Source organism: Streptomyces venezuelae, assembly GCF_008642335.1.
GTDB classification, from domain to species: Bacteria; Actinomycetota; Actinomycetes; order Streptomycetales; family Streptomycetaceae; genus Streptomyces; species Streptomyces venezuelae_F.
On record NZ_CP029191.1, the window covers coordinates 3,189,955 to 3,207,554 of the forward strand.

Sequence of the window (17,600 nt, forward strand, 5' to 3'; positions counted from 1 at the left end):
GACTACGGGATCCAGGTCTCTCCTGCCCGGACGAACCGTGAGAACACCCACTAGTTCGGCACGGTCCTTGTGACACTGGTAACGCCATGATCACACAGAGGAAACTGACACATAACTTTCGCCTGTGACCACGACATTTTCTCGCATGACCACTTCGGAGTCACTCTCCGAGGGCCGCGTCGAGGTTGTCATGAACGGTAAAGACCGCCTCCGCGCCGGTGATCTCGAAGACCCTGGCGACCACCGGAAGCATCCCGGCGAGATGAACCCCGCCACCGGCGGCCTCGGCCTTCAGCCGGGCACCGAGGAGCACGTTGAGTCCCGTGGAATCGCAGAACTCAAGACGTGAGCAGTCGACGACAAGCCGTGCGTAGCCCTCTGACAGGCAGTTTTCGAGTGGTTCGCGCAACACGTCGGCGGTGTGGTGATCCAACTCACCCGCCGGGGTCACGACGGCACTCGCGCCCACCTTCCGGACTTCGACCAGAAGCCGGCCCCTGTGTGCGCTGCCGACCGTCCCGCGGTCCATGCCGTCTCTCTCTTCCGACCGTCGTTGCTGTTGATGACGCCCCTGAACATTACGCCCTCCTGGCGCTCCGGGGTACCCGAACATCCCCCCGAATTCGGACATTTAGCACCAGAACGCACTTGCGACCGAAGCGCGGAAGCGGGTAGGGGTAGAAGAGACATCAATCGACACGGACGGCTTTGGAGGCGCCGCACACCGCAGTGCACGTATTGGCATCGGCAGCCATATGCCGAGAACGATGGAGGACACCATGTCACCCCGGCTCGACGAATCGCATACTGACCAGGCGACGTCGACACTCCCGCCGCACCGCTCCGCCACCGAGATCCCGGCGCCCGCCCACGAGTCCGTCCCGACTCAGAGTGCCCACGAAATCGCCGAGGACACCTACGAAGGCCTCGACGGTCTCCCCGAGATCCCGCCGTACGCCGAAGTGGCGCCGCTGGACGCGAGGGCCCTGTCCAAGACTCTCTTCGAGCGGCTCGAATCCCTCGAAGAAGGCACGCACGAATACGCGTACGTCCGCAACACCCTGGTCGAACTGAACCTCGCCCTGGTGAAGTTCGCCGCCTCCCGGTTCCGCTCCCGCAGCGAGCCCATGGAGGACATCATCCAGGTCGGCACGATCGGCCTCATCAAGGCGATCGACCGCTTCGAACTCAGCCGCGGCGTCGAGTTCCCCACTTTCGCGATGCCGACGATCGTCGGCGAGATCAAGCGCTTCTTCCGCGACACCAGCTGGTCGGTGCGCGTCCCGCGCCGCCTCCAGGAACTCCGACTGGACCTCGCCAAGGCGGGCGACGAACTCGCCCAGCAGTTCGATCGCGCCCCCACGGTGGGCGAGCTCGCCGAGCGCCTGGGCATCTCCAACGAAGAGGTCGTCGAGGGGATGGCCGCGTCCAACGCCTACACGGCGAGCTCCCTGGACGCGCAGCCCGAGGAGGACGACTCCGAGGGCGCGCTCGCGGACCGCATCGGCTACGAGGACCACGGCCTCGAAGGCATCGAGTACGTCGAGTCGTTGAAGCCGCTGATCGCCGAGCTGCCCCCGCGCGACCGCAAGATCCTCTCGCTCCGCTTCGTCGCCAACATGACGCAGTCGGAGATCGGCGAGGAGCTCGGCATCTCGCAGATGCACGTTTCACGACTGTTGTCCCGCACTCTCGTCAAGCTCCGCAAGGGACTGACGGTCGAGGAGTGAGGTGCCGCCGCGCTCGGCTCGGGCGCGCGAACACCGTGGTAGGGCCCGCCCCTTGAAGGGACGGGCCCTACTGACGTCCCGTCACCCGCTGTCCCTCACCCGCTGTTGTCGGTGAGTGCTACGTCGACGGCGGCTTCGGCGTGGAGCCGGGTGGTGGGGAACACGGGTACGGGGCTGTGCTCCTGCTGGACGAGCAGCTCGATCTCCGTACACCCGAGAATGACGCCCTGCGCACCTCTGTCGACGAGGCCGCGGATGACCTCCTGATACGCGACACGCGACTCCTCGCGTACGACGCCGAGGCAGAGCTCTTCGTAGATGACGCGGTGGACGACGTCCCGGCCGGCCTCGTCAGGCACGAGGACGTCCAGCCCGTGCGCGGCGAGGCGATCCCGGTAGAAGTCCTGCTCCATGGTGAAGGCGGTCCCGAGCAGCCCGACCCGCGTGGCCCCCGCCCGGCGTACGGCCTCGGCGGTGGCGTCCCCGAGGTGCAGCAGCGGCACGGAGATCGCGTCCTGCACCTGGTCGGCGACCTTGTGCATGGTGTTGGTGCAGATGAGGACGAGATCGGCCCCGGCGGCCTCAACCCCCTTGGCAGCGGCGGCGAGCACGCCACCGGCCCGCTCCCACTCGCCCTGTACTTGCAGCCGCTCGATCTCGGCGAAGTCGACGGAGTACAGCACGCAGCGCGCGGAGTGCAGCCCGCCGAGCCGTTCCCGTACGAGTTCGTTGAGGAGCCGGTAGTACTCGGCGCTGGACTCCCAGCTCATGCCGCCGATGAGGCCGATGGTCTTCATGGGGCCAGGATGCCGCAGGGTTCTGTGTGGGCGTGGGCTCGGAGGTAGGGCCGGGTGAGAGGGACGCCGCTGACGTCGATGGGACGGTTCTCGGCGGCGTCGCGGGCGTAGGGGCTGCGGGGGCGGAGGTTCCGGACCGGGTGGCGCTGCTTCGGCCGACATGTTCCGGCTGTTCTCGCCTGCGGCGCGCGTCGCGCACCCGTGCCGGGCAGCAGCCAGGTCAGTAGGCGGCGCAGCATGCCCCTACCCCTCCCCCAGCTCGCACCAGACCGTCTTGCTGTCGGGGCCCTGTTCCACGCCCCACCGCAGCGAGACGGCGTCCAGCAGAGCGAGCCCTCTGCCCGTCTCGTCGTCGCGGCCCGCGCTGCGGAGGAGCGGCCAGGCGCGGGGGTCCGGGTCGGTGACGGCCACGCGGATGCGGTCGCGGGCGGTGGTGAGGCGGACGGTGACGGGCGTCCCCTCGCCGAGGTGCCGGATCACGTTGCTGAGCAACTCACTGACGCAGAGCTGTACGTCGGGGTGGGGGCTGCCGTAGGGGTGCTCGCTCAGGGTGCGGCGGATCTCTGGGACGGCTTTGGGGACGGCGAGCAGGGAGAGTTCGAAGGGGGGTGGCGGGGAGGTGGGGGGTGGCTCTTGCATGGGGGTACGCCTTCCGTGCGCTCTGTGACGGTGCGGTCACACAGTGGCGTGGGGCGGCGTAACGTGACAGGGGTACGGGTTGCGCAGAGTAACTGGCAAATGGCGGTGGTGGGTTGTGCCTCCTCGTAAGGATCCCGACGCGTCGGCGAGCGTTCCGGCCTTCTACGGCGCGGAGTTGCGTTTCAAGAGAGAGGCGGCGGGCCTCACGCTGGAGGGCTTGGCCGAGGGCAGCTTCCGGGCCGTCTCCTTCCTCAGCCAGATCGAGCGCGGCGAGCGGCGCATGCCGTCCGATCTGGCCCAGCACGTCGACACCAGGCTCCGGACGGACGGCTTTTTCCAACGCCGCTGTGAAGATGCGCGCAAGGCCCGCCAGGGCGGGCATGCCGAGTACTTCGCCGATGTCGCGGAGATGGAACGGTTCGCGGAGAGCATCGAGGAGTGGGCGCCGATGCTGGTTCCTGGGCTGCTGCAGACGCGGGCGTACGCCGAGGGCGTCGTACGGACGTCACTGCCCTGGCTGCGGCCGCACATCGTGGAGAAACAGGTCACCGCGCGCTTGGAGCGTGCGACGCTGTGGGAGCGGGAGGCGCCTCCGGGCTTCTGGGTGATCCTGCACGAGACGCTGATCGGCAAGCCGTTGGTGCCGTCCGAACAGATGGCGGACCAGCTTCGGCACATCTCGACGGTGATCCGCTCCGTGCAGGGCGTTCTGCAGATCCTTCCGGAAACCGCAGCGGCCCACCCCTTCATGATGGGCATGAGCAAGGTCATGACCTTCCCGGATGCCCCACCCGTGGTCTACACGGAGGGACTTCACAGCGGCCAACTCATCGACTACCCAGCGCTCGTGAAGGACTACCGCAGGTCGTACGATCTGCTCAGGGCCGCCGCATTGCCACCTGAGGCGTCCCTGGACATGATCGAGGCAGCGGCAGAGGACTACGCAAATGGCGTGCAACGACATTGACTTGAGCGCAGCCGTGTGGCGCAAGAGCAGCCACAGCAACGGGTCCGGCGGCGACTGCGTCGAGGTCGCCGAACGGTTCCCCGGCGCTGCCCGCTGGCGTAAAAGCAGCCACAGCAACGGTGACGGGGGAGACTGCCTCGAAGTCACCGACGGCCTCCCCGGCCTCGTCCCCGTCCGGGACTCCAAACTGACGGCCGGCCCCACCCTCGTGTTTCCGGCGACCGCCTGGGCCCCCTTCATCGAGGCACTCGCCGGGGACCAGCCCGCCCGCTGACACTGTCGTGCGGCTACTCGGGGACCTCAACGTCACGCAAGTTCGTGCAAGTTTGCTGCGCGCGTCGCGCGTTTAAAGCAACCTCGTACTCAGAGATCGTCTCCACGAACAAGGTGGTCACCATGGCACTGCGCATGCTGGGCAAGGACCCGAATTCTCCCGAGGGCAAGTCCGCGACGATCTACTACGACGACGTGACGGACCGGTACCTCGTCCAGGGGCTGAAGGTCCTCGACGACGAACGCCACGTACAAATGGACCTCCCGGACCACGAGACGGTCGTCGAGATCCCGACGTACATGGTGCAGTTCTTCCCGGAGGTGAGCGGTGGCCGCGGAGCCGACGTTTGAGGAACTGTTCCGGCAGACCAAGCGCTCTGCCGTACACCTTGAGATGCGGGACGGCTACATGCGCTCCGACCAGGACTTCGTCTCGTGGTCGGAGGACCCCCGGAGCGTTCAGCGACTGCGTCCACCCGAGACGAGGCCGTGGCTCTCGCTCATGAAGGAGATCACCAGCCGCGGAGTGGAAGTTCGTCGTGCCCGGATCTTCTCCGAGCCGATGAGTGACTACCTGCGCTACGAGCATCACCTGACGCCGAGCAACATTGCAGCCGGTGAGATCGTCCGTTGGCTTCCGCGTCGCCGGACATCGGACCTCGCGCTCCCGGGGAACGACTTCTGGCTCTTCGACGACAGCCTCGTCCTCTTCCTGCACTTCACGGGTGACGGAGAGCTGTCCCCCGAAGGCGACGAGGAACGGTCATCTGCGCCTGAAGTGGTCCAGCTCTGCCGCACGGCCTTCGAGGCAGTGTGGGAACGGGCCGTTCCGCACGAGGAGTACAGGCCGTTCTGAGCCTGTAGACCTGATACGGCGTGCCTCCGCCGCCACCTCCGCCGCCCCCGAGCGTCCGGCAAGCCAGAGACGCACTCGGGGAGCGCCTACGTGAAATCCGTAAGGCATCCGGCCTGACCGGGCGTGCTCTGGCGGCGGAGGCCGGTTGGCACGAGTCGAAGAGTTCGCGACTCGAGAACGGCAAAACCTCCCCTTCGGATGAGGACATCCGAACGTGGACCCGCATCTGTCGCGCCGAGCATGAGACGGCGGACCTCATCGCGACGGCTCGCGGCATCGACGGCATGTACGTCGAGTGGCGCCGCGTGGAGAGCGCTGGTCTGAAGCATGTACAGGAATCGGTGCTGCCACTGTTCCTGCGAACCCGATGGTTCCGCTTCTACCAGTCGCAGGTCGTCCCCGGTCTGCTCCAGACCGAGCATTACACCCGAGCCATGCTCAGCACCGTCGTCGCACTGCGCGAAATCTCTGCGGACATTGACGACGCGGTGACCGCCCGTATGAGCCGCCAGCACATCCTGCACGCCGGGGGACGCCGCTTCGCCTTCCTGATCGAGGAGTGGGTTCTGCGGTCCGTGATCGGCTCGCCGGAGACCATGGCGAACCAGCTCGTCCACCTCATCGGCCTGACGGCCACGCCGTCCGTGAGCCTCGGCGTGATCCCCATGGGGGTTGTGCGGGGGAATGCATGGCCCGTCGAGTCCTTCGCCATCTACGACGTGAAGCAGGTCTCCGCCGAACTGGTGTCCGCCGGTCTCACCGTGACGCAGCCGCGCGAGATCGCTGAATACGCGAAGAGTTTCGCCGAGCTGTCCGGCATCGCCGTTTACGGGACCGCAGCCAGGCAGCTCATCGCCTCGGCCATCGAGGCGCTCAGGTGAAGCGGTGCAAGTTCGTAGAAGTGCATTGAACGCCGAATTCCGCGGTCCCTACTTTGAAGCAGGACCACTCGGCAGGTGCGCGGCGAGAGGCGCACCACTTCCCGGAAGGTGAACCATGCCCGGAACCGACATCTACAGCCTTCACATCACCGAAGCCGTCGTCTACAGCAAGGCTTGCGGCGGCAACACCCACCCCGACGGTGAGGCGTGCGTGACCCTCGCGAAGATCGGCGAGGGCGCCTGGGCCGTGGGTGACAGCAAGCGGCCCGGCGCCGAGCCGCTGCGCTTCAGCACCGCCGAGCTGGACGCCGCCGGCATCGACCCGGCGCGGTTCGGGCTCTCCGTCTGACGGCTCCACGTCCTTACTCCGTACTCTCCTAAGGGGACGACAGGTGCACCACCACGGATATTTGTGGACCGGTCCCAAGCAGCGGTATGACGACGAAGCGCTGCGGCGGCCTCCGCCGCCGCACTCGCCTCCGGACGGGAGCCGCCCCGATCTCGTTCTGCGTCACCGTGAGGTGAAGGTGGAGTTCCCGGTCGTTGATCTGCCGCCGCTGGAGACGGCGTACTGGCTGATCAAGCCGGAAAAGCTGGTCCGGGGTACGTGGGAGGAACCCAAGGAAGCGGCGGACTGGCTCGGAGAACGACTGAGCGAGTACGCCGCCAGGTTCGACTCCGAAGGCGGACGAGATGGCGGGCGCCTGGCCATGCTCGTCGAATCCGCCGCAGACCGACTGAGTCGTGGAGGGGACGTGTCCCATGGCTGCTATCTGGAACGCCCCACATTCCTGTCCCTGGCCTTGGTGTGCTGCTCCCCCAACCGCTGCCTGCCCATGCTCCCGTGCCCCGTGGGAGGTCCGGAACCAGTCGTAGCAGTCGCACCGCTGTGCGAGGGCGCCAAGTCGGTCGACGAAAACCGGGAAGGTGAGCACTTCCGGCTGGACTGTCCGACAGCACGGTTGCCTGTCAGCGTCGGCATCGTTACCCCGAGCAGTGCCTGAGAAGGATCAGTGAAGCCGTGGAGGTTCCGCAAATGGCCTGTCGCACGCATGAGTTCAGCGCCACTCAGTGGCGCAAGAGCAGTTACAGCAACGGATCCGGTGGCCTGTGCCTGGAGGTCGCCGACGGCTTTTCCGGCGTGGTCCCCGTTCGGGACTCCAAAAGGACGGACGGCCCCACCCTCGTGTTCCCGGCCACCGCGTGGTCCCCTTTCGTCGCCGCGATCGCGGCGGACGGACCCGCTACCTACAAGGGGCGACCCATGCCATTGGATGGTGAAGACTGGCGACGATTCTTCGACCGCTTCGAGCGGGAGGCCTGGCGGTTCGAGGCGCAACCGACGTACACCATGCCCAGGGAGCAGGAGAGCGTCGCCCGCTTCCTGCGGGGCGAGGCCAAACCCGTCGACCACAACGTCCGTTGGCACGAACGGATCCGCGGCTACGTCGCGTCCGGCCGCCGCATTGGCCGCGTCCGCATCGTGCGCCGACCACTCACGGACTACCAGCGGTACCAGTTCGCGTGGGGAATCCCCGGCAACGTCGCGGCCGGAGAGGACATCCGCGTCCTGGACGTCACGCGGGGATGACTTCGGACTGCCGCTGACCGGGCGCGACTGGTGGATGTTCGACGGCTCCCGCATCGCGCATCTCGACTTTCGCCCGGACGGGACGCAGATCGGTCGCGAGGCGTACGAAGGCGACCCGGGCCCGTACCGGGAATGGCAGCGCACGGCACTGGCGCACGCCGTGCCGTTCGAGGAGTACGTGCTGGGCGCGACGCTGGATCCCGCACTGCCGGCGATCCAGGGCTACGACGTGACCCACCCGACGCCTCATGGCGAATAGGTCGTGCTCATCCCGAAAGACAACCGAAGGAGGCGGCCCATGCCCGTGAATGGCTCTGGCCCCGTACTGCTGGACGGCGACGCGTGGCAGGCGTACTTCCGCGACTTCACGCGTTCTGCTTTCCGGCTCGAAGTGCATCAGACGTACACCATGCCCGCCGAGGCCGAGACGATCCGCGCATTCCTTGCGGGAGCCGAGAAGCCCGACGACTTCAACACCTCGTGGCACCACACGGTCAGAGACCACGCGGAGGCGGGTCAGACGATGACGCGCGCAAAGATCGTGCGTCGGCCGCTTACGCCGTACAGCAGGTATCTGTTCGAGTGGTGCATTCCTGGAAACGTCGCCGCCGGGGAGGACTACCGGATTGTCGATGTGACGGACCGGCCGAACCCCGGACTTCCCGAGCAGGACTTCTGGATGTTCGACGAAATGGCGGTCGTACACCTGAATTACCGTCCCGACGGCACGCAGATCAACCGCGAACTCGTCCAGAACCCCGACATGGGCAAGTACCTCGCCTGGCGCGACCTCGCCCTGAAAAGCGCCATACCGTTCGGTGCCTACCGAACCTGAGAAGCAAAGCACAGCAACGAGTAAGCAGGGGGAATGAGCTACCGGGCAATCGCTCGCCGGGAACTCGACGTCATGGGGGCGTTCCGGCCCCCATGGCTTCGGCCGGCCTTCGACGCCGTGGACCGCGAGGTCTTCGTCCCCGACGCGTTCTGGGGGTACGGCACGGACGATCTCGGCCGGCACGAGGTGATCGACAGGCGGGTCGACGAAGACGCGTGGCGCAGGGCCGTATGGAATACCCATCGCTCACTCATCACGCAGATGAATGACGGTGACACGGCTGAACAGGGGCCGACGGCTGGGGACTTCAGCTCCTCCGTCTCAGCACTGGACATCGTCCTCGAGAAGCTGAACCGACTCGCGGTCGAACCCGGTCACAGGGTTCTGCACGCCCACAACGGTTTGCGGCGACGGCCTGGAGGGGTGGGCGGCGACCGCGCCCCACGACCGGGTCATCTCGACGGCGGCCGTACGAAGCATCCCTCGTCAGTGGCGCGAGCAGTGCAACGAGGGGGCGATCATCCTGACGCCTTTCAATACCCTCTACGCCCGCGGTGGCCTCCTGAGGCTGCGGATGCGGGGACGGGTCGCGTCAGGCCGGTTCGTCGGTGGCGCCTGCTACATGTGGGTACGCAGCCATCGCCCCGAACATCGGCTGTCCCCTCCTCCCGACAGCCGGAAGGAGGCCTCGCCCATCGACCCCGCGGAGGTCCTGGAGCGGGGTTGGGCCCAGGACTTCGCGCTGGGTTTGTACCTGCCTGACGTGTCCCTCTGCCATCGCGGGCAGGGTGAGGACAGGCAGGTGCAGCTCTGGGACGAGGCGGGGACGTCGGTCGCGATCGTCGACTACGACGAGTGGTGGCGGGCGGATGCGGTGACCGTCTACGGGGACCGCGACCTCTGGAGCGAGCTTGTCGACGCGTACAGCGCTTGGCGGCTCGCGGGGCAGCCGCACTACACACGCTTCGGGGTGACCTGCGACGAGTAAGGCGAGCACTTCTGGCTGGACCGTCCGACAGGCGAAATAACAGCCGCAGCGACGAATGCCCTTGTGGCAAGATCGCCGGATGCTACGACTTACTGACTTCATCATCGACTGCCCCGACGCGATGAAGCTGGCAGCCTTCTACTCCGAGGTGACGGGGGTCCCGGTCAAGGGGGACAGTAACGAGCACTGGGCCGGCATCCCGCTCGGCGACATCGAGTTGGCCTTCACCCCGGTGGAGAACTACCTCGCCCCGCAGTGGCCCGACAGCGAGCACCCCAAGCAGTTCCACCTCGACTTCGAAGTCGACGACATCGAGGCCGAACAGAGCCGCGTCCTGGCCCTCGGGGCGACCCTGAAGCAGGACATGGTCGGCCCTGAGGGCTACGGCTTCCGCGTGTACGCCGACCCCGTCGGCCACCCCTTCTGCCTCTGCCGCAACAAGGGCGTGACCTGGACCGACGAGGGACCCGCCTGGCCCGAGCGCGACTAGGGCCCGTCTTCTTGGACGAGCCGCTCAGCCCGGTACGTCCATGCGCTGCGTGCCGATGACCGACAAGAGGCGCATCGCCTCCTCCGAGCCCGGGGCCGCCGTGTAGATGAAGACCCGTTGGTCGCGGTCCGTGATGTCCAGGACGTCGCAGTGCACGGCCACCAGGCCGACCGTGGGGTGCTGGAACGTCTTGCAGAGGGTGGGGCGGGTCGCCACCTCGTGGGTGGCCCAGAGCGTGGCGAATTCCGGGCTGCCCGCCCGGAGTTCCGCCACCAGCGACCGCACCTCCGGGTCCTCCGGGTAGCGCGCCGCCGTCGCCCGGAGGTGTTGCGCCATCGTTCGGGAGAATTCCTCCGTGTCGGAGACGCCGTAGAGGGAGCAGCCCATGCCTGGCTGCCGCGGAGTCAGGAATGTTCGGCGGGCCAGGTTGCGGGCGTGGCGAGGCAGGAGGGAGAAGTCCTCCATCAGCGCTGCCGCCAAGCCGTTCCACGCGATGACCTCGTACGTCGCCGACAGCACCACCGCCGCCGCCTCCGGGAGTCTGTCCAGGAGTTGGACGATGCTCGGCCGCACGTCCCTCGACGGGCCCTGCGGCAGGGTGGGCGGGACGCCCGCCAGGTGGTGGAGGTGGTCGCGTTCCGGGTCCGACAGGCGCAGCGCGCGGGCCAGTTGGGCCAGGACTTCGCGGGACGGGTGCGGGGCCCGTGCCTGTTCCAGGCGTGTGTAGTACTCCGTCGAGATGTACGCCAACTGCGCCACCTCCTCCCGGCGCAGGCCCGGCGTGCGGCGGCGCGGTCCCGCGGGCAGGCCCACGTCGGCGGGCGTGATGCGTTCGCGCCGGCTGCGCAGGAAGTCCGCCAGGTCGCGTTCCCGGTCGAAGTCTTGTCGGTTCACCCGTCCAGTGTGCCGGGGATCGTCGCAGCTCAGCCAGGTACTGGTGGGGCCTGGATGGGGAGCGGTGGGCGGCTCAGGCTTCTCCTCATGAATGACATGAATGACATGACATCCGCTGATTCCAGTGTCGGGCTTCTCTCCGGCAAGGTCGCCCTCGTCACCGGGGCCGGGCGCGGCATCGGTGCCGCGGCTGCTCGGCTCTTTGCCCGGGAGGGGGCGCGAGTTCTCCTTGCTTCGCGTACGGAGACGGAGTTGCAGGGGGTCGTCGAGGATATTCGAAGTTGCGGTGGCGTCGCCGATTACGTGGTGTGCGATCTCGGTGATGGCGGGAGCGTGCGGAGTGCCGTCGCGGCGGCCGTCGACCTTTACGGGCGGCTCGACGTCGCCTTCAACAACGCGGCCACCGGGCAGCCCCCCGGGCCCATGGACGAGTTGGGCGAGGACGACTTCGACCAGGTGTGCGCCGTGAACCTCAAGGGGCCCTGGCTCGCCATGAACGCCGAGATCGCCGCCATCCGCGCCACGTCCAAGCGCGGTGCCATCGTCAATACGTCCAGTGTCGGGAGCCTCATGGCCAACCCCGACCTGCCCGTGTACGGGGCGACGAAGCGGGCGCTCAACAGTCTCACCGCGTCCGCCGCCGTCACGTACGGGCCCGAGAACATCCGTATCAACGCCGTCGCCCCCGGCACCACGCTCACCGAGATGCTCCGCGAGTGGGACGCCAAGTCGCCCGGCACCATCGAGCATCTGAACTCCCAGACTCCGCTGGGGCGTGCCGCCGAGCCCGAGGAGGTCGCTCAGGCCGCCGCTTGGCTGTTGAGCGACCGGGCCTCCTACGTCACCGGCACGGTGCTGAGGGTCGATGGGGGGATGTGGGCGGCGTGATCCCCCCTGCCCCCTGCCCCCTGCCGCCTGCCCCCTGCCGCCGTCCCGTTTTACGCCACCCGCGCGCCTCGGCGCCACACCTCGTCGACCAGCGGGACTCCCGGGCGGTACGCCAGGTGGACGTGGCTCGGGGCGTCGAGGAGGGCGAGGTCCGCTCGGGCTCCCACGGTGACGCGGCCCACGTCGGTCCTGCGCAGGGCCGCCGCGCCGCCCGCCGTCGCCGACCAGATCGCCTCGTCCGGGGTCATGCCCATGTCCCGCACGGCCAGGGCGATGCAGAACGGCACCGAGGACGTGAACGACGAGCCCGGGTTGCAGTCCGTGGACAGGGCCACCGTCGCGCCCGCGTCCAGGAGGCGGCGGGCGTCGGGCCACTCGGCCCGGGTCGAGAACTCCGCGCCGGGGAGGAGGGTCGCCACCGTCGAGCTGTTCGCCAGGGCGTCGATGTCCTCGGATGTGAGGTGCGTGCAGTGGTCCGCCGATGCCGCGTCCAGTTCTACGGCCAGCTGCACTCCCGGGCCGTACGACAGCTGGTTCGCGTGGATGCGCGGGTGCAGGCCCTTCGCCATGCCCGCGGTCAGGATCGCGCGGGCCTGGTCGCCGTCGAACGCGCCCTTCTCGCAGAAGACGTCGATCCAGCGGGCGTGGGGGGCGCAGGCGTCCAGCATCTCGCCGGTGACGAGGTCCACGTACGCCGCCGGGTCCTCCGCGTAGTCCGGGGACACGATGTGCGCGCCGAGGAACGTGACCTCGTCGGTGTGGCGGGCGGCGATGCGGAGGGCGCGGGACTCGTCCTCGGTGTTCAGGCCGTAGCCCGACTTCGTCTCGAACGTGGTCGTGCCCTGGCGGAGGGCCTCTTCGAGGTAGTGGGTGAGGTTCGCCTCCAGTGCGGCGTCGGTAGCCGCTCGCGTCGCCGCCACCGTCGTACGGATGCCTCCCGCCTCGTACGCGCGGCCCGACATGCGGGCGTTGAACTCCTGGGTGCGGTCGCCGGCGAAGACGAGGTGGGAGTGGGAGTCGACGAAGCCGGGGATGGCGGCGCGGCCTGCGGCGTCGTACGTCTCGTCTGCCGACGGGGCCTTTGCCGTCGGGCCCACCCAGGCGATGGTCTCGCCCTCCAGGACTACGGCCGCGTCCGTCATGAGGCCCAGCGGGCCGCCGTCGCCCTGCACGGGGTCGTTGGTGACGAGGGATGCGATGTTCGTGATGAGGGTGGTGCGGGGCATGGGGCTTCTCCCGGGGGGGGTGGGTGGGGCTGGGGTTCAAGCGGGTTACTTCCCCGAGCCCGCCCCTTCCCGAAACTGGGGCTCCGCCCCAGACCCCGCTCCTCAAACGCCGGAGGGGCTGACATCCGGAGCTCAGCGGGCTCGGGAACGCTTCAATCTCTCAGCGCAGCGATCGCCTCCGTCAGGGCCCCCGGCACGTCCGGGATCAGGGCGTGTGCGCCGTCGCGTACGACGCGGGTGCCTCCCACCACCGTGTGCCGGACATCCGCCGACGTCGCCGCGAAGACCGCCGTCTCCGCCGCCAGGCGGGGGAGTGGGCCCGCCGTGCGGACCGAGTCCAGGGTGATGGTCGTGAGGTCCGCGAGCGCGCCCCGCTCCAGCGTGCCCGCGTCCGGCCAGCCCAGGGCCGCGTGGCCGTCCGCCGTGGCCGCGCGGAGCAGCGCCGCCGCCGTCCAGTGGCCGCGCGTATGGGAGCGGAGGCGTTCGTTCAGCTCCATGGCGCGGGCCTCCTCCAGGATGTCGATCACCGCGTGGCTGTCGCTGCCCAGGGAGAGGGGGCTGCCCGCCTGCTGGAGGCGGAGCGCCGGACCGATGCCGTCCGCCAGGTCGCGTTCCGTCGTCGGGCACATGCAGGTGCCGGACGAGGAACCGCCCAGCAGGGCGATGTCCTCTTCCGTGAGGTGGGTGTTGTGGATGCCCGTCGTGCGGGGGCCCAGGACTCCGTGGTCCGACAGGAGCTGTGTCGGGGTGCGGCCGTGTGCCGCCATGCACGCCTCGTTCTCCGCCGTCTGCTCGGAGAGGTGGACGTGGAGGGGGGCCGTGCGGGCCGACGCCCACTCCGCCACCGTGGCGAGCTGCCGCGCCGGCACCGCCCGCACGGAGTGGATCGCCGCGCCGATCCGGGCGTGCGGGCGGTCCTTGAGGAGCGACGCCCGCTCCGCCCACGCGTCCGTCGTACCGTCGGAGAAGCGCAGCTGGTGGCGGTCCGGGGCCTTGCCGCGGTCCGCGTCGAGGAGGCCCGATGCCACGTACGCCGTGTCGAGAAGGGTGATGCGTACGCCTGCGTCCGCCGCCGCCTGGATCAGCGCCTCGCCCATCGCGTTCGGGTCGGCGTAGGGGGTGCCGCCGGGGGCGTGGTGCAGGTAGTGGAACTCGCCCACCGTCGTGATGCCCGCCAGCGCCATCTCCGCGTACACCGCCCGCGCCAGCGCGTGGTACGTCTCGGGGGTGAGGCGGTCGGCCACCGCGTACATGACCTCGCGCCACGTCCAGAACGTGCCGGAGCCGACCTGGACCGTGCCGCGCAGGGCGCGGTGGAACGCGTGCGAGTGGGCGTTCGCGAGGCCCGGGACCGTCAGGCCGCGCAGGACCGTCGCGCCGGGCGGGGGCACGTCGATGTTCTTGCGGACCGCCGTGATGCGGTCGCCCGTCACGTCGACCGCGACGCCCGGCTCGACGTGCGGGTCGAGCCAGGCGTGCTCCAGCCAGTAGGTCTCCGTCGAGCGCTCCGTCGTCACCTGCACGCCAGCCCTTCCAGTACGTCGGCCAGTGCGGTCACCCCGGCCAGGCAGTCGTCCTCGGCGGCGAACTCGGCCGGGGAGTGCGAGACACCCGTGGGGTTCCGCACGAACAGCATGGCGGTGGGGATCGAGCCGGACAGAATACCGGCGTCGTGTCCCGCGCCCGTGCCGAGGACGGGGAGGGGACGCGGGTGCTCCGCGCGTGCGCCGAGGATCTTGGTCAGCTCGTCGCGGAGCGCGTCCTCGAACTCGACCACCGGTGTGAACGACTCACGGACGACGTCGAGGTCGATGCCGTGCCGCTCCGCGTACTCGCGGGCCGCCTTCTCGATGCCCGTCACCACCGTGTCCAGCGTCGACTGGTCGGCCGCGCGCGAGTCCAGCCAGCCGCGTACGAGCGACGGGATCGCGTTGACGCCGTTCGGCTCGACCGAGATCTTGCCGAAGGTGGCTACCGCCCCTGCGAGTTCCGCCTCACGGCGCGCCGCCAGGACCGTCTCCGCGTACGACAGCATCGGGTCCCTGCGGTCCACGAGGCGCGTGGTGCCCGCGTGGTTCGCCTCGCCCCGGAAGTCGAAGCGCCAGCGGCCGTGCGGCCAGATGGCGGACGCGATGCCCACCGGGTCACCGGAGAGGTCCAGGGCGCGGCCCTGTTCCACGTGCAGCTCCACGAACGCGCCGATACGTGACAGGCGTTCGGGGTCCGGGCCGATGCCGTACGGGTCGTAACCCGCCGCCTCCATCGCCCGCGGCAGCGTCACGCCGTCGCCGTCCGTCAGCTTGTGCGCGGCCTCGACCGTCAGCTGTCCCGCGGTGAGGCGGGAGCCCACACAGGCCAGGCCGAAGCGGGCGCCCTCCTCGTCGCCGAAGTTGACGATCGCGAGGGGCTTGCTGAATTCGGCCTCGCGTGCCCGGAGTTCGTCGAGTGCCGCGAACGACGACACCACGCCCAGCGGGCCGTCGAACGCGCCGCCGTCCGGCACCGAGTCCAGGTGGGAGCCCGTGACGACCGCGTCACCGGCCGCGGGGTCGCCGAGCCACGCCCACTGGTTGCCGTTGCGGTCCAGTTCGTACGTCAGTCCGCGGGTATCCGCCTGTGCCTTGAACCAGGCGCGGCAGTCCGCGTCCGCGCGGGTCCAGGCGTACCGGCGGTAGCCGTGACTGCCCGCGTCGCGGCCGATGGGCAGCAGCTCCGCCCACATGCTGTGGAACGTGGAGGTCACGCGTCGCCGCCCTCGCGCATGGGAACCCGCACGCCCTTCTCGTCCGCCACGCTCTCCGCGATGTCGTACCCCGCGTCCACGTGCCGGATCACGCCCATCCCCGGGTCGTTCGTGAGGACGCGGCGGATCTTCTCGCCCGCGAGCTTCGTGCCGTCGGCGACCGAGACCTGGCCCGCGTGGAGGGAGCGGCCCATGCCGACGCCGCCACCGTGGTGGATGGAGACCCAGGAGGCGCCGGACGCGACGTTCACCATCGCGTTCAGGAGCGGCCAGTCGGCGATCGCGTCGGAGCCGTCGAGCATGGCCTCCGTCTCGCGGTACGGGGACGCGACGGAACCGCAGTCCAGGTGGTCGCGGCCGATCGCGAGGGGCGCGGCGAGCGTGCCGTCGCCGACCATGTCGTTGAACATGTCGCCCGCCTTGTCGCGCTCGCCCTGGCCGAGCCAGCAGATGCGGGCGGGGAGACCCTGGAAGTGGACGCGTTCGCCCGCCATCTTGATCCAGCGGTGGAGGGATTCGTTCTCCGGGAAGAGGTCGAGGATCGCCTTGTCCGTCTTGTGGATGTCGGACGCCTCGCCGGAGAGCGCCGCCCAGCGGAACGGGCCCTTGCCCTCGCAGAAGAGGGGGCGGATGTAGGCGGGGACGAAGCCGGGGAACGCGAACGCGCGGTCGTAGCCCGCCAGTTGCGCCTCGCCGCGGATCGAGTTGCCGTAGTCGAAGACCTCGGCGCCCGCGTCCATGAATCCGACCATCGCCTCGACGTGCTTCGCCATCGACTCGCGGGCGCGGGTGGTGAAGCCCGCGGGGTCCTTCGCCGCGTACGTCTGCATGTCGTCGAAGTCGACGCCCGTCGGCAGGTACGACAGCGGGTCGTGGGCCGAGGTCTGGTCCGTGACGATGTCGATGGGGGCGCCCTCGGCGAGCATGCGCGGGAGGAGGTCCGCCGCGTTGCCGAGGAGGCCGATGGAGAGCGGCTTGCGCCGGTCGCGGGCTTCCGTCGCGAGCTGGAGCGCGTGCTCCAGCGAGTCCGCCTTCACGTCCAGGTACTTGTGCTCGATGCGGCGCTCGATCGCGCGCGGGTCGCAGTCGATGCAGATCGCGACGCCGTCGTTCATCGTCACGGCGAGGGGCTGGGCGCCGCCCATGCCGCCGAGACCGGCGGTGAGGGTGATCGTGCCCGCGAGCGTGCCGTTGACCCCTTTACCCATTGAATGCAGCTTCGCGGCGACGGCGGCGAACGTCTCGTACGTGCCCTGGAGGATGCCCTGCGTGCCGATGTAGATCCAGGAGCCCGCGGTCATCTGGCCGTACATGGTGAGGCCGAGCTGCTCCAGGCGGCGGAACTCCTCCCAGTTCGCCCAGTCGCCGACGAGGTTGGAGTTGGCGATGAGGACGCGCGGGGCCCACTCGTGGGTCTGCATGACGCCGACGGGGCGGCCGGACTGGACGAGCATCGTCTCGTCCTGCTTCAGGGTCCGCAGCGTACGCACCATGGCGTCGAAGGAACGCCAGTCGCGGGCCGCCTTGCCGGTGCCGCCGTAGACGACGAGCTTGTCGGGGTGTTCGGCGACCTCGGGGTCGAGGTTGTTCTGCAGCATGCGGAGGGCGGCTTCCTGCTGCCATCCCAGGGCGCTCAGTTCCGTACCGCGCGGTGCCCGTACGGGGCGGGGTCCTGACATGGCGATGCCTCCTCGACGCTGTGACCTCTGCTGTGACCTTGTTATTCACATCCTGGGGGGATGAATAGAGCTAGTCAATAGCGAACGAATGCGCGAGTACGGCAGCGGGGTCCCGTCGCGGGT

Annotated in this window: 19 protein-coding genes and 5 pseudogenes; 16 read left to right on the forward strand and 8 right to left on the reverse strand. The window is 68.9% G+C overall.

Annotated elements, in window-relative coordinates; translation table 11 throughout:
• Positions 1-160: 160 nt before the first annotated feature.
• Positions 161-529: an STAS domain-containing protein gene (locus tag DEJ49_RS14165; RefSeq protein WP_150184455.1), complete on the reverse strand. Its 369-nt coding sequence runs from the start codon at positions 527-529 to the stop codon at positions 161-163.
• Positions 530-779: 250 nt separating this feature from the next.
• Here DEJ49_RS14165 and DEJ49_RS14170 point away from each other — a divergent pair, with 250 nt between their 5' ends.
• Positions 780-1,730 (forward strand): RNA polymerase sigma factor SigF, encoded by a 951-nt coding sequence (locus DEJ49_RS14170; protein ID WP_150184456.1) that lies wholly within the window; start codon positions 780-782, stop codon positions 1,728-1,730.
• A gap of 95 nt (positions 1,731-1,825) precedes the next feature.
• Here DEJ49_RS14170 and DEJ49_RS14175 read toward each other — a convergent pair whose 3' ends face one another.
• Positions 1,826-2,527: an aspartate/glutamate racemase family protein gene (locus DEJ49_RS14175; RefSeq protein WP_150184457.1), complete on the reverse strand. Its 702-nt coding sequence runs from the start codon at positions 2,525-2,527 to the stop codon at positions 1,826-1,828.
• Between the two features lie 243 nt (positions 2,528-2,770).
• Positions 2,771-3,166, reverse strand: coding sequence for an ATP-binding protein (locus tag DEJ49_RS14180; protein WP_150184458.1), 396 nt, complete (start codon positions 3,164-3,166; stop codon positions 2,771-2,773).
• 115 nt (positions 3,167-3,281) lie between these two features.
• Here DEJ49_RS14180 and DEJ49_RS14185 point away from each other — a divergent pair, with 115 nt between their 5' ends.
• From DEJ49_RS14185 to DEJ49_RS14240, 14 genes and pseudogenes are all read left to right on the forward strand, one after another.
• Positions 3,282-4,133 carry a helix-turn-helix domain-containing protein gene (locus tag DEJ49_RS14185; RefSeq protein ID WP_150188227.1) on the forward strand — a complete coding sequence of 284 codons (852 nt, stop codon included), beginning with the start codon at positions 3,282-3,284 and terminating at the stop codon, positions 4,131-4,133.
• A complete protein-coding gene (locus DEJ49_RS14190) occupies positions 4,114-4,407 on the forward strand; it encodes a DUF397 domain-containing protein (protein ID WP_150184459.1) in 294 nt (97 codons plus the stop codon). Before DEJ49_RS14185 ends, DEJ49_RS14190 begins: the two co-directional genes overlap by 20 nt.
• A gap of 122 nt (positions 4,408-4,529) precedes the next feature.
• Positions 4,530-4,757: a hypothetical protein gene (locus DEJ49_RS14195; RefSeq protein ID WP_150184460.1), complete on the forward strand. Its 228-nt coding sequence runs from the start codon at positions 4,530-4,532 to the stop codon at positions 4,755-4,757.
• Positions 4,735-5,262: a DUF6879 family protein gene (locus DEJ49_RS14200; RefSeq protein ID WP_150184461.1), complete on the forward strand. Its 528-nt coding sequence runs from the start codon at positions 4,735-4,737 to the stop codon at positions 5,260-5,262. The genes DEJ49_RS14195 and DEJ49_RS14200 overlap by 23 nt, the downstream gene beginning before the upstream one ends.
• Before the next feature lie 20 nt (positions 5,263-5,282).
• Positions 5,283-5,498, forward strand: a pseudogene (locus tag DEJ49_RS36865) (helix-turn-helix domain-containing protein); the annotation flags it as partial.
• 48 nt (positions 5,499-5,546) lie between these two features.
• A complete protein-coding gene (locus tag DEJ49_RS14205; RefSeq protein ID WP_317850483.1) occupies positions 5,547-6,143 on the forward strand; it encodes a DUF5753 domain-containing protein in 597 nt (198 codons plus the stop codon).
• A gap of 115 nt (positions 6,144-6,258) precedes the next feature.
• A complete protein-coding gene (locus DEJ49_RS14210) occupies positions 6,259-6,492 on the forward strand; it encodes a DUF397 domain-containing protein (protein WP_150184463.1) in 234 nt (77 codons plus the stop codon).
• A gap of 43 nt (positions 6,493-6,535) precedes the next feature.
• Positions 6,536-6,997, forward strand: a pseudogene (locus tag DEJ49_RS14215) (hypothetical protein); the annotation flags it as partial.
• Between the two features lie 182 nt (positions 6,998-7,179).
• A pseudogene (locus tag DEJ49_RS14220) lies at positions 7,180-7,359 on the forward strand (DUF397 domain-containing protein); the annotation flags it as partial.
• A gap of 48 nt (positions 7,360-7,407) precedes the next feature.
• Positions 7,408-7,993, forward strand: a pseudogene (locus DEJ49_RS14225) (DUF6879 family protein).
• 39 nt (positions 7,994-8,032) lie between these two features.
• Positions 8,033-8,569, forward strand: a complete 537-nt coding sequence (locus DEJ49_RS14230) for a DUF6879 family protein (RefSeq protein ID WP_150184464.1) — start codon at positions 8,033-8,035, stop codon at positions 8,567-8,569.
• 409 nt (positions 8,570-8,978) lie between these two features.
• A pseudogene (locus tag DEJ49_RS36975) lies at positions 8,979-9,098 on the forward strand (protein-L-isoaspartate(D-aspartate) O-methyltransferase); the annotation flags it as partial.
• A 273-nt stretch (positions 9,099-9,371) separates the two neighbouring features.
• A complete protein-coding gene (locus tag DEJ49_RS36375) occupies positions 9,372-9,557 on the forward strand; it encodes a hypothetical protein (RefSeq protein WP_223832830.1) in 186 nt (61 codons plus the stop codon).
• Positions 9,558-9,636: 79 nt separating this feature from the next.
• Positions 9,637-10,047 carry a VOC family protein gene (locus tag DEJ49_RS14240; protein WP_150184465.1) on the forward strand — a complete coding sequence of 137 codons (411 nt, stop codon included), beginning with the start codon at positions 9,637-9,639 and terminating at the stop codon, positions 10,045-10,047.
• Positions 10,048-10,071: 24 nt separating this feature from the next.
• On the opposite strand, the gene DEJ49_RS14245 is transcribed toward DEJ49_RS14240, so the two are convergent.
• Positions 10,072-10,941 carry a helix-turn-helix transcriptional regulator gene (locus DEJ49_RS14245; protein WP_150184466.1) on the reverse strand — a complete coding sequence of 290 codons (870 nt, stop codon included), beginning with the start codon at positions 10,939-10,941 and terminating at the stop codon, positions 10,072-10,074.
• A 96-nt stretch (positions 10,942-11,037) separates the two neighbouring features.
• On the opposite strand from DEJ49_RS14245, the gene DEJ49_RS14250 reads away from it, so the two are divergent.
• A complete protein-coding gene (locus tag DEJ49_RS14250) occupies positions 11,038-11,829 on the forward strand; it encodes an SDR family NAD(P)-dependent oxidoreductase (RefSeq protein ID WP_411757237.1) in 792 nt (263 codons plus the stop codon).
• Positions 11,830-11,879: 50 nt separating this feature from the next.
• On the opposite strand, the gene hutI is transcribed toward DEJ49_RS14250, so the two are convergent.
• From hutI to hutU, 4 genes are all read right to left on the reverse strand, one after another.
• Complete coding sequence (hutI, locus tag DEJ49_RS14255; RefSeq protein ID WP_150184468.1) at positions 11,880-13,055, reverse strand: imidazolonepropionase; 1,176 nt, start codon at positions 13,053-13,055, stop codon at positions 11,880-11,882.
• A gap of 152 nt (positions 13,056-13,207) precedes the next feature.
• Positions 13,208-14,578 (reverse strand): formimidoylglutamate deiminase, encoded by a 1,371-nt coding sequence (locus DEJ49_RS14260; RefSeq protein WP_223832832.1) that lies wholly within the window; start codon positions 14,576-14,578, stop codon positions 13,208-13,210.
• Complete coding sequence (locus tag DEJ49_RS14265) at positions 14,569-15,777, reverse strand: allantoate amidohydrolase (protein ID WP_150188229.1); 1,209 nt, start codon at positions 15,775-15,777, stop codon at positions 14,569-14,571. Before DEJ49_RS14265 ends, DEJ49_RS14260 begins: the two co-directional genes overlap by 10 nt.
• 17 nt (positions 15,778-15,794) lie before the next feature.
• Entirely contained in the window at positions 15,795-17,477 is a 1,683-nt protein-coding gene (gene hutU, locus DEJ49_RS14270) for a urocanate hydratase (protein WP_150184469.1), read from the reverse strand.
• Positions 17,478-17,600: the final 123 nt, after the last annotated feature.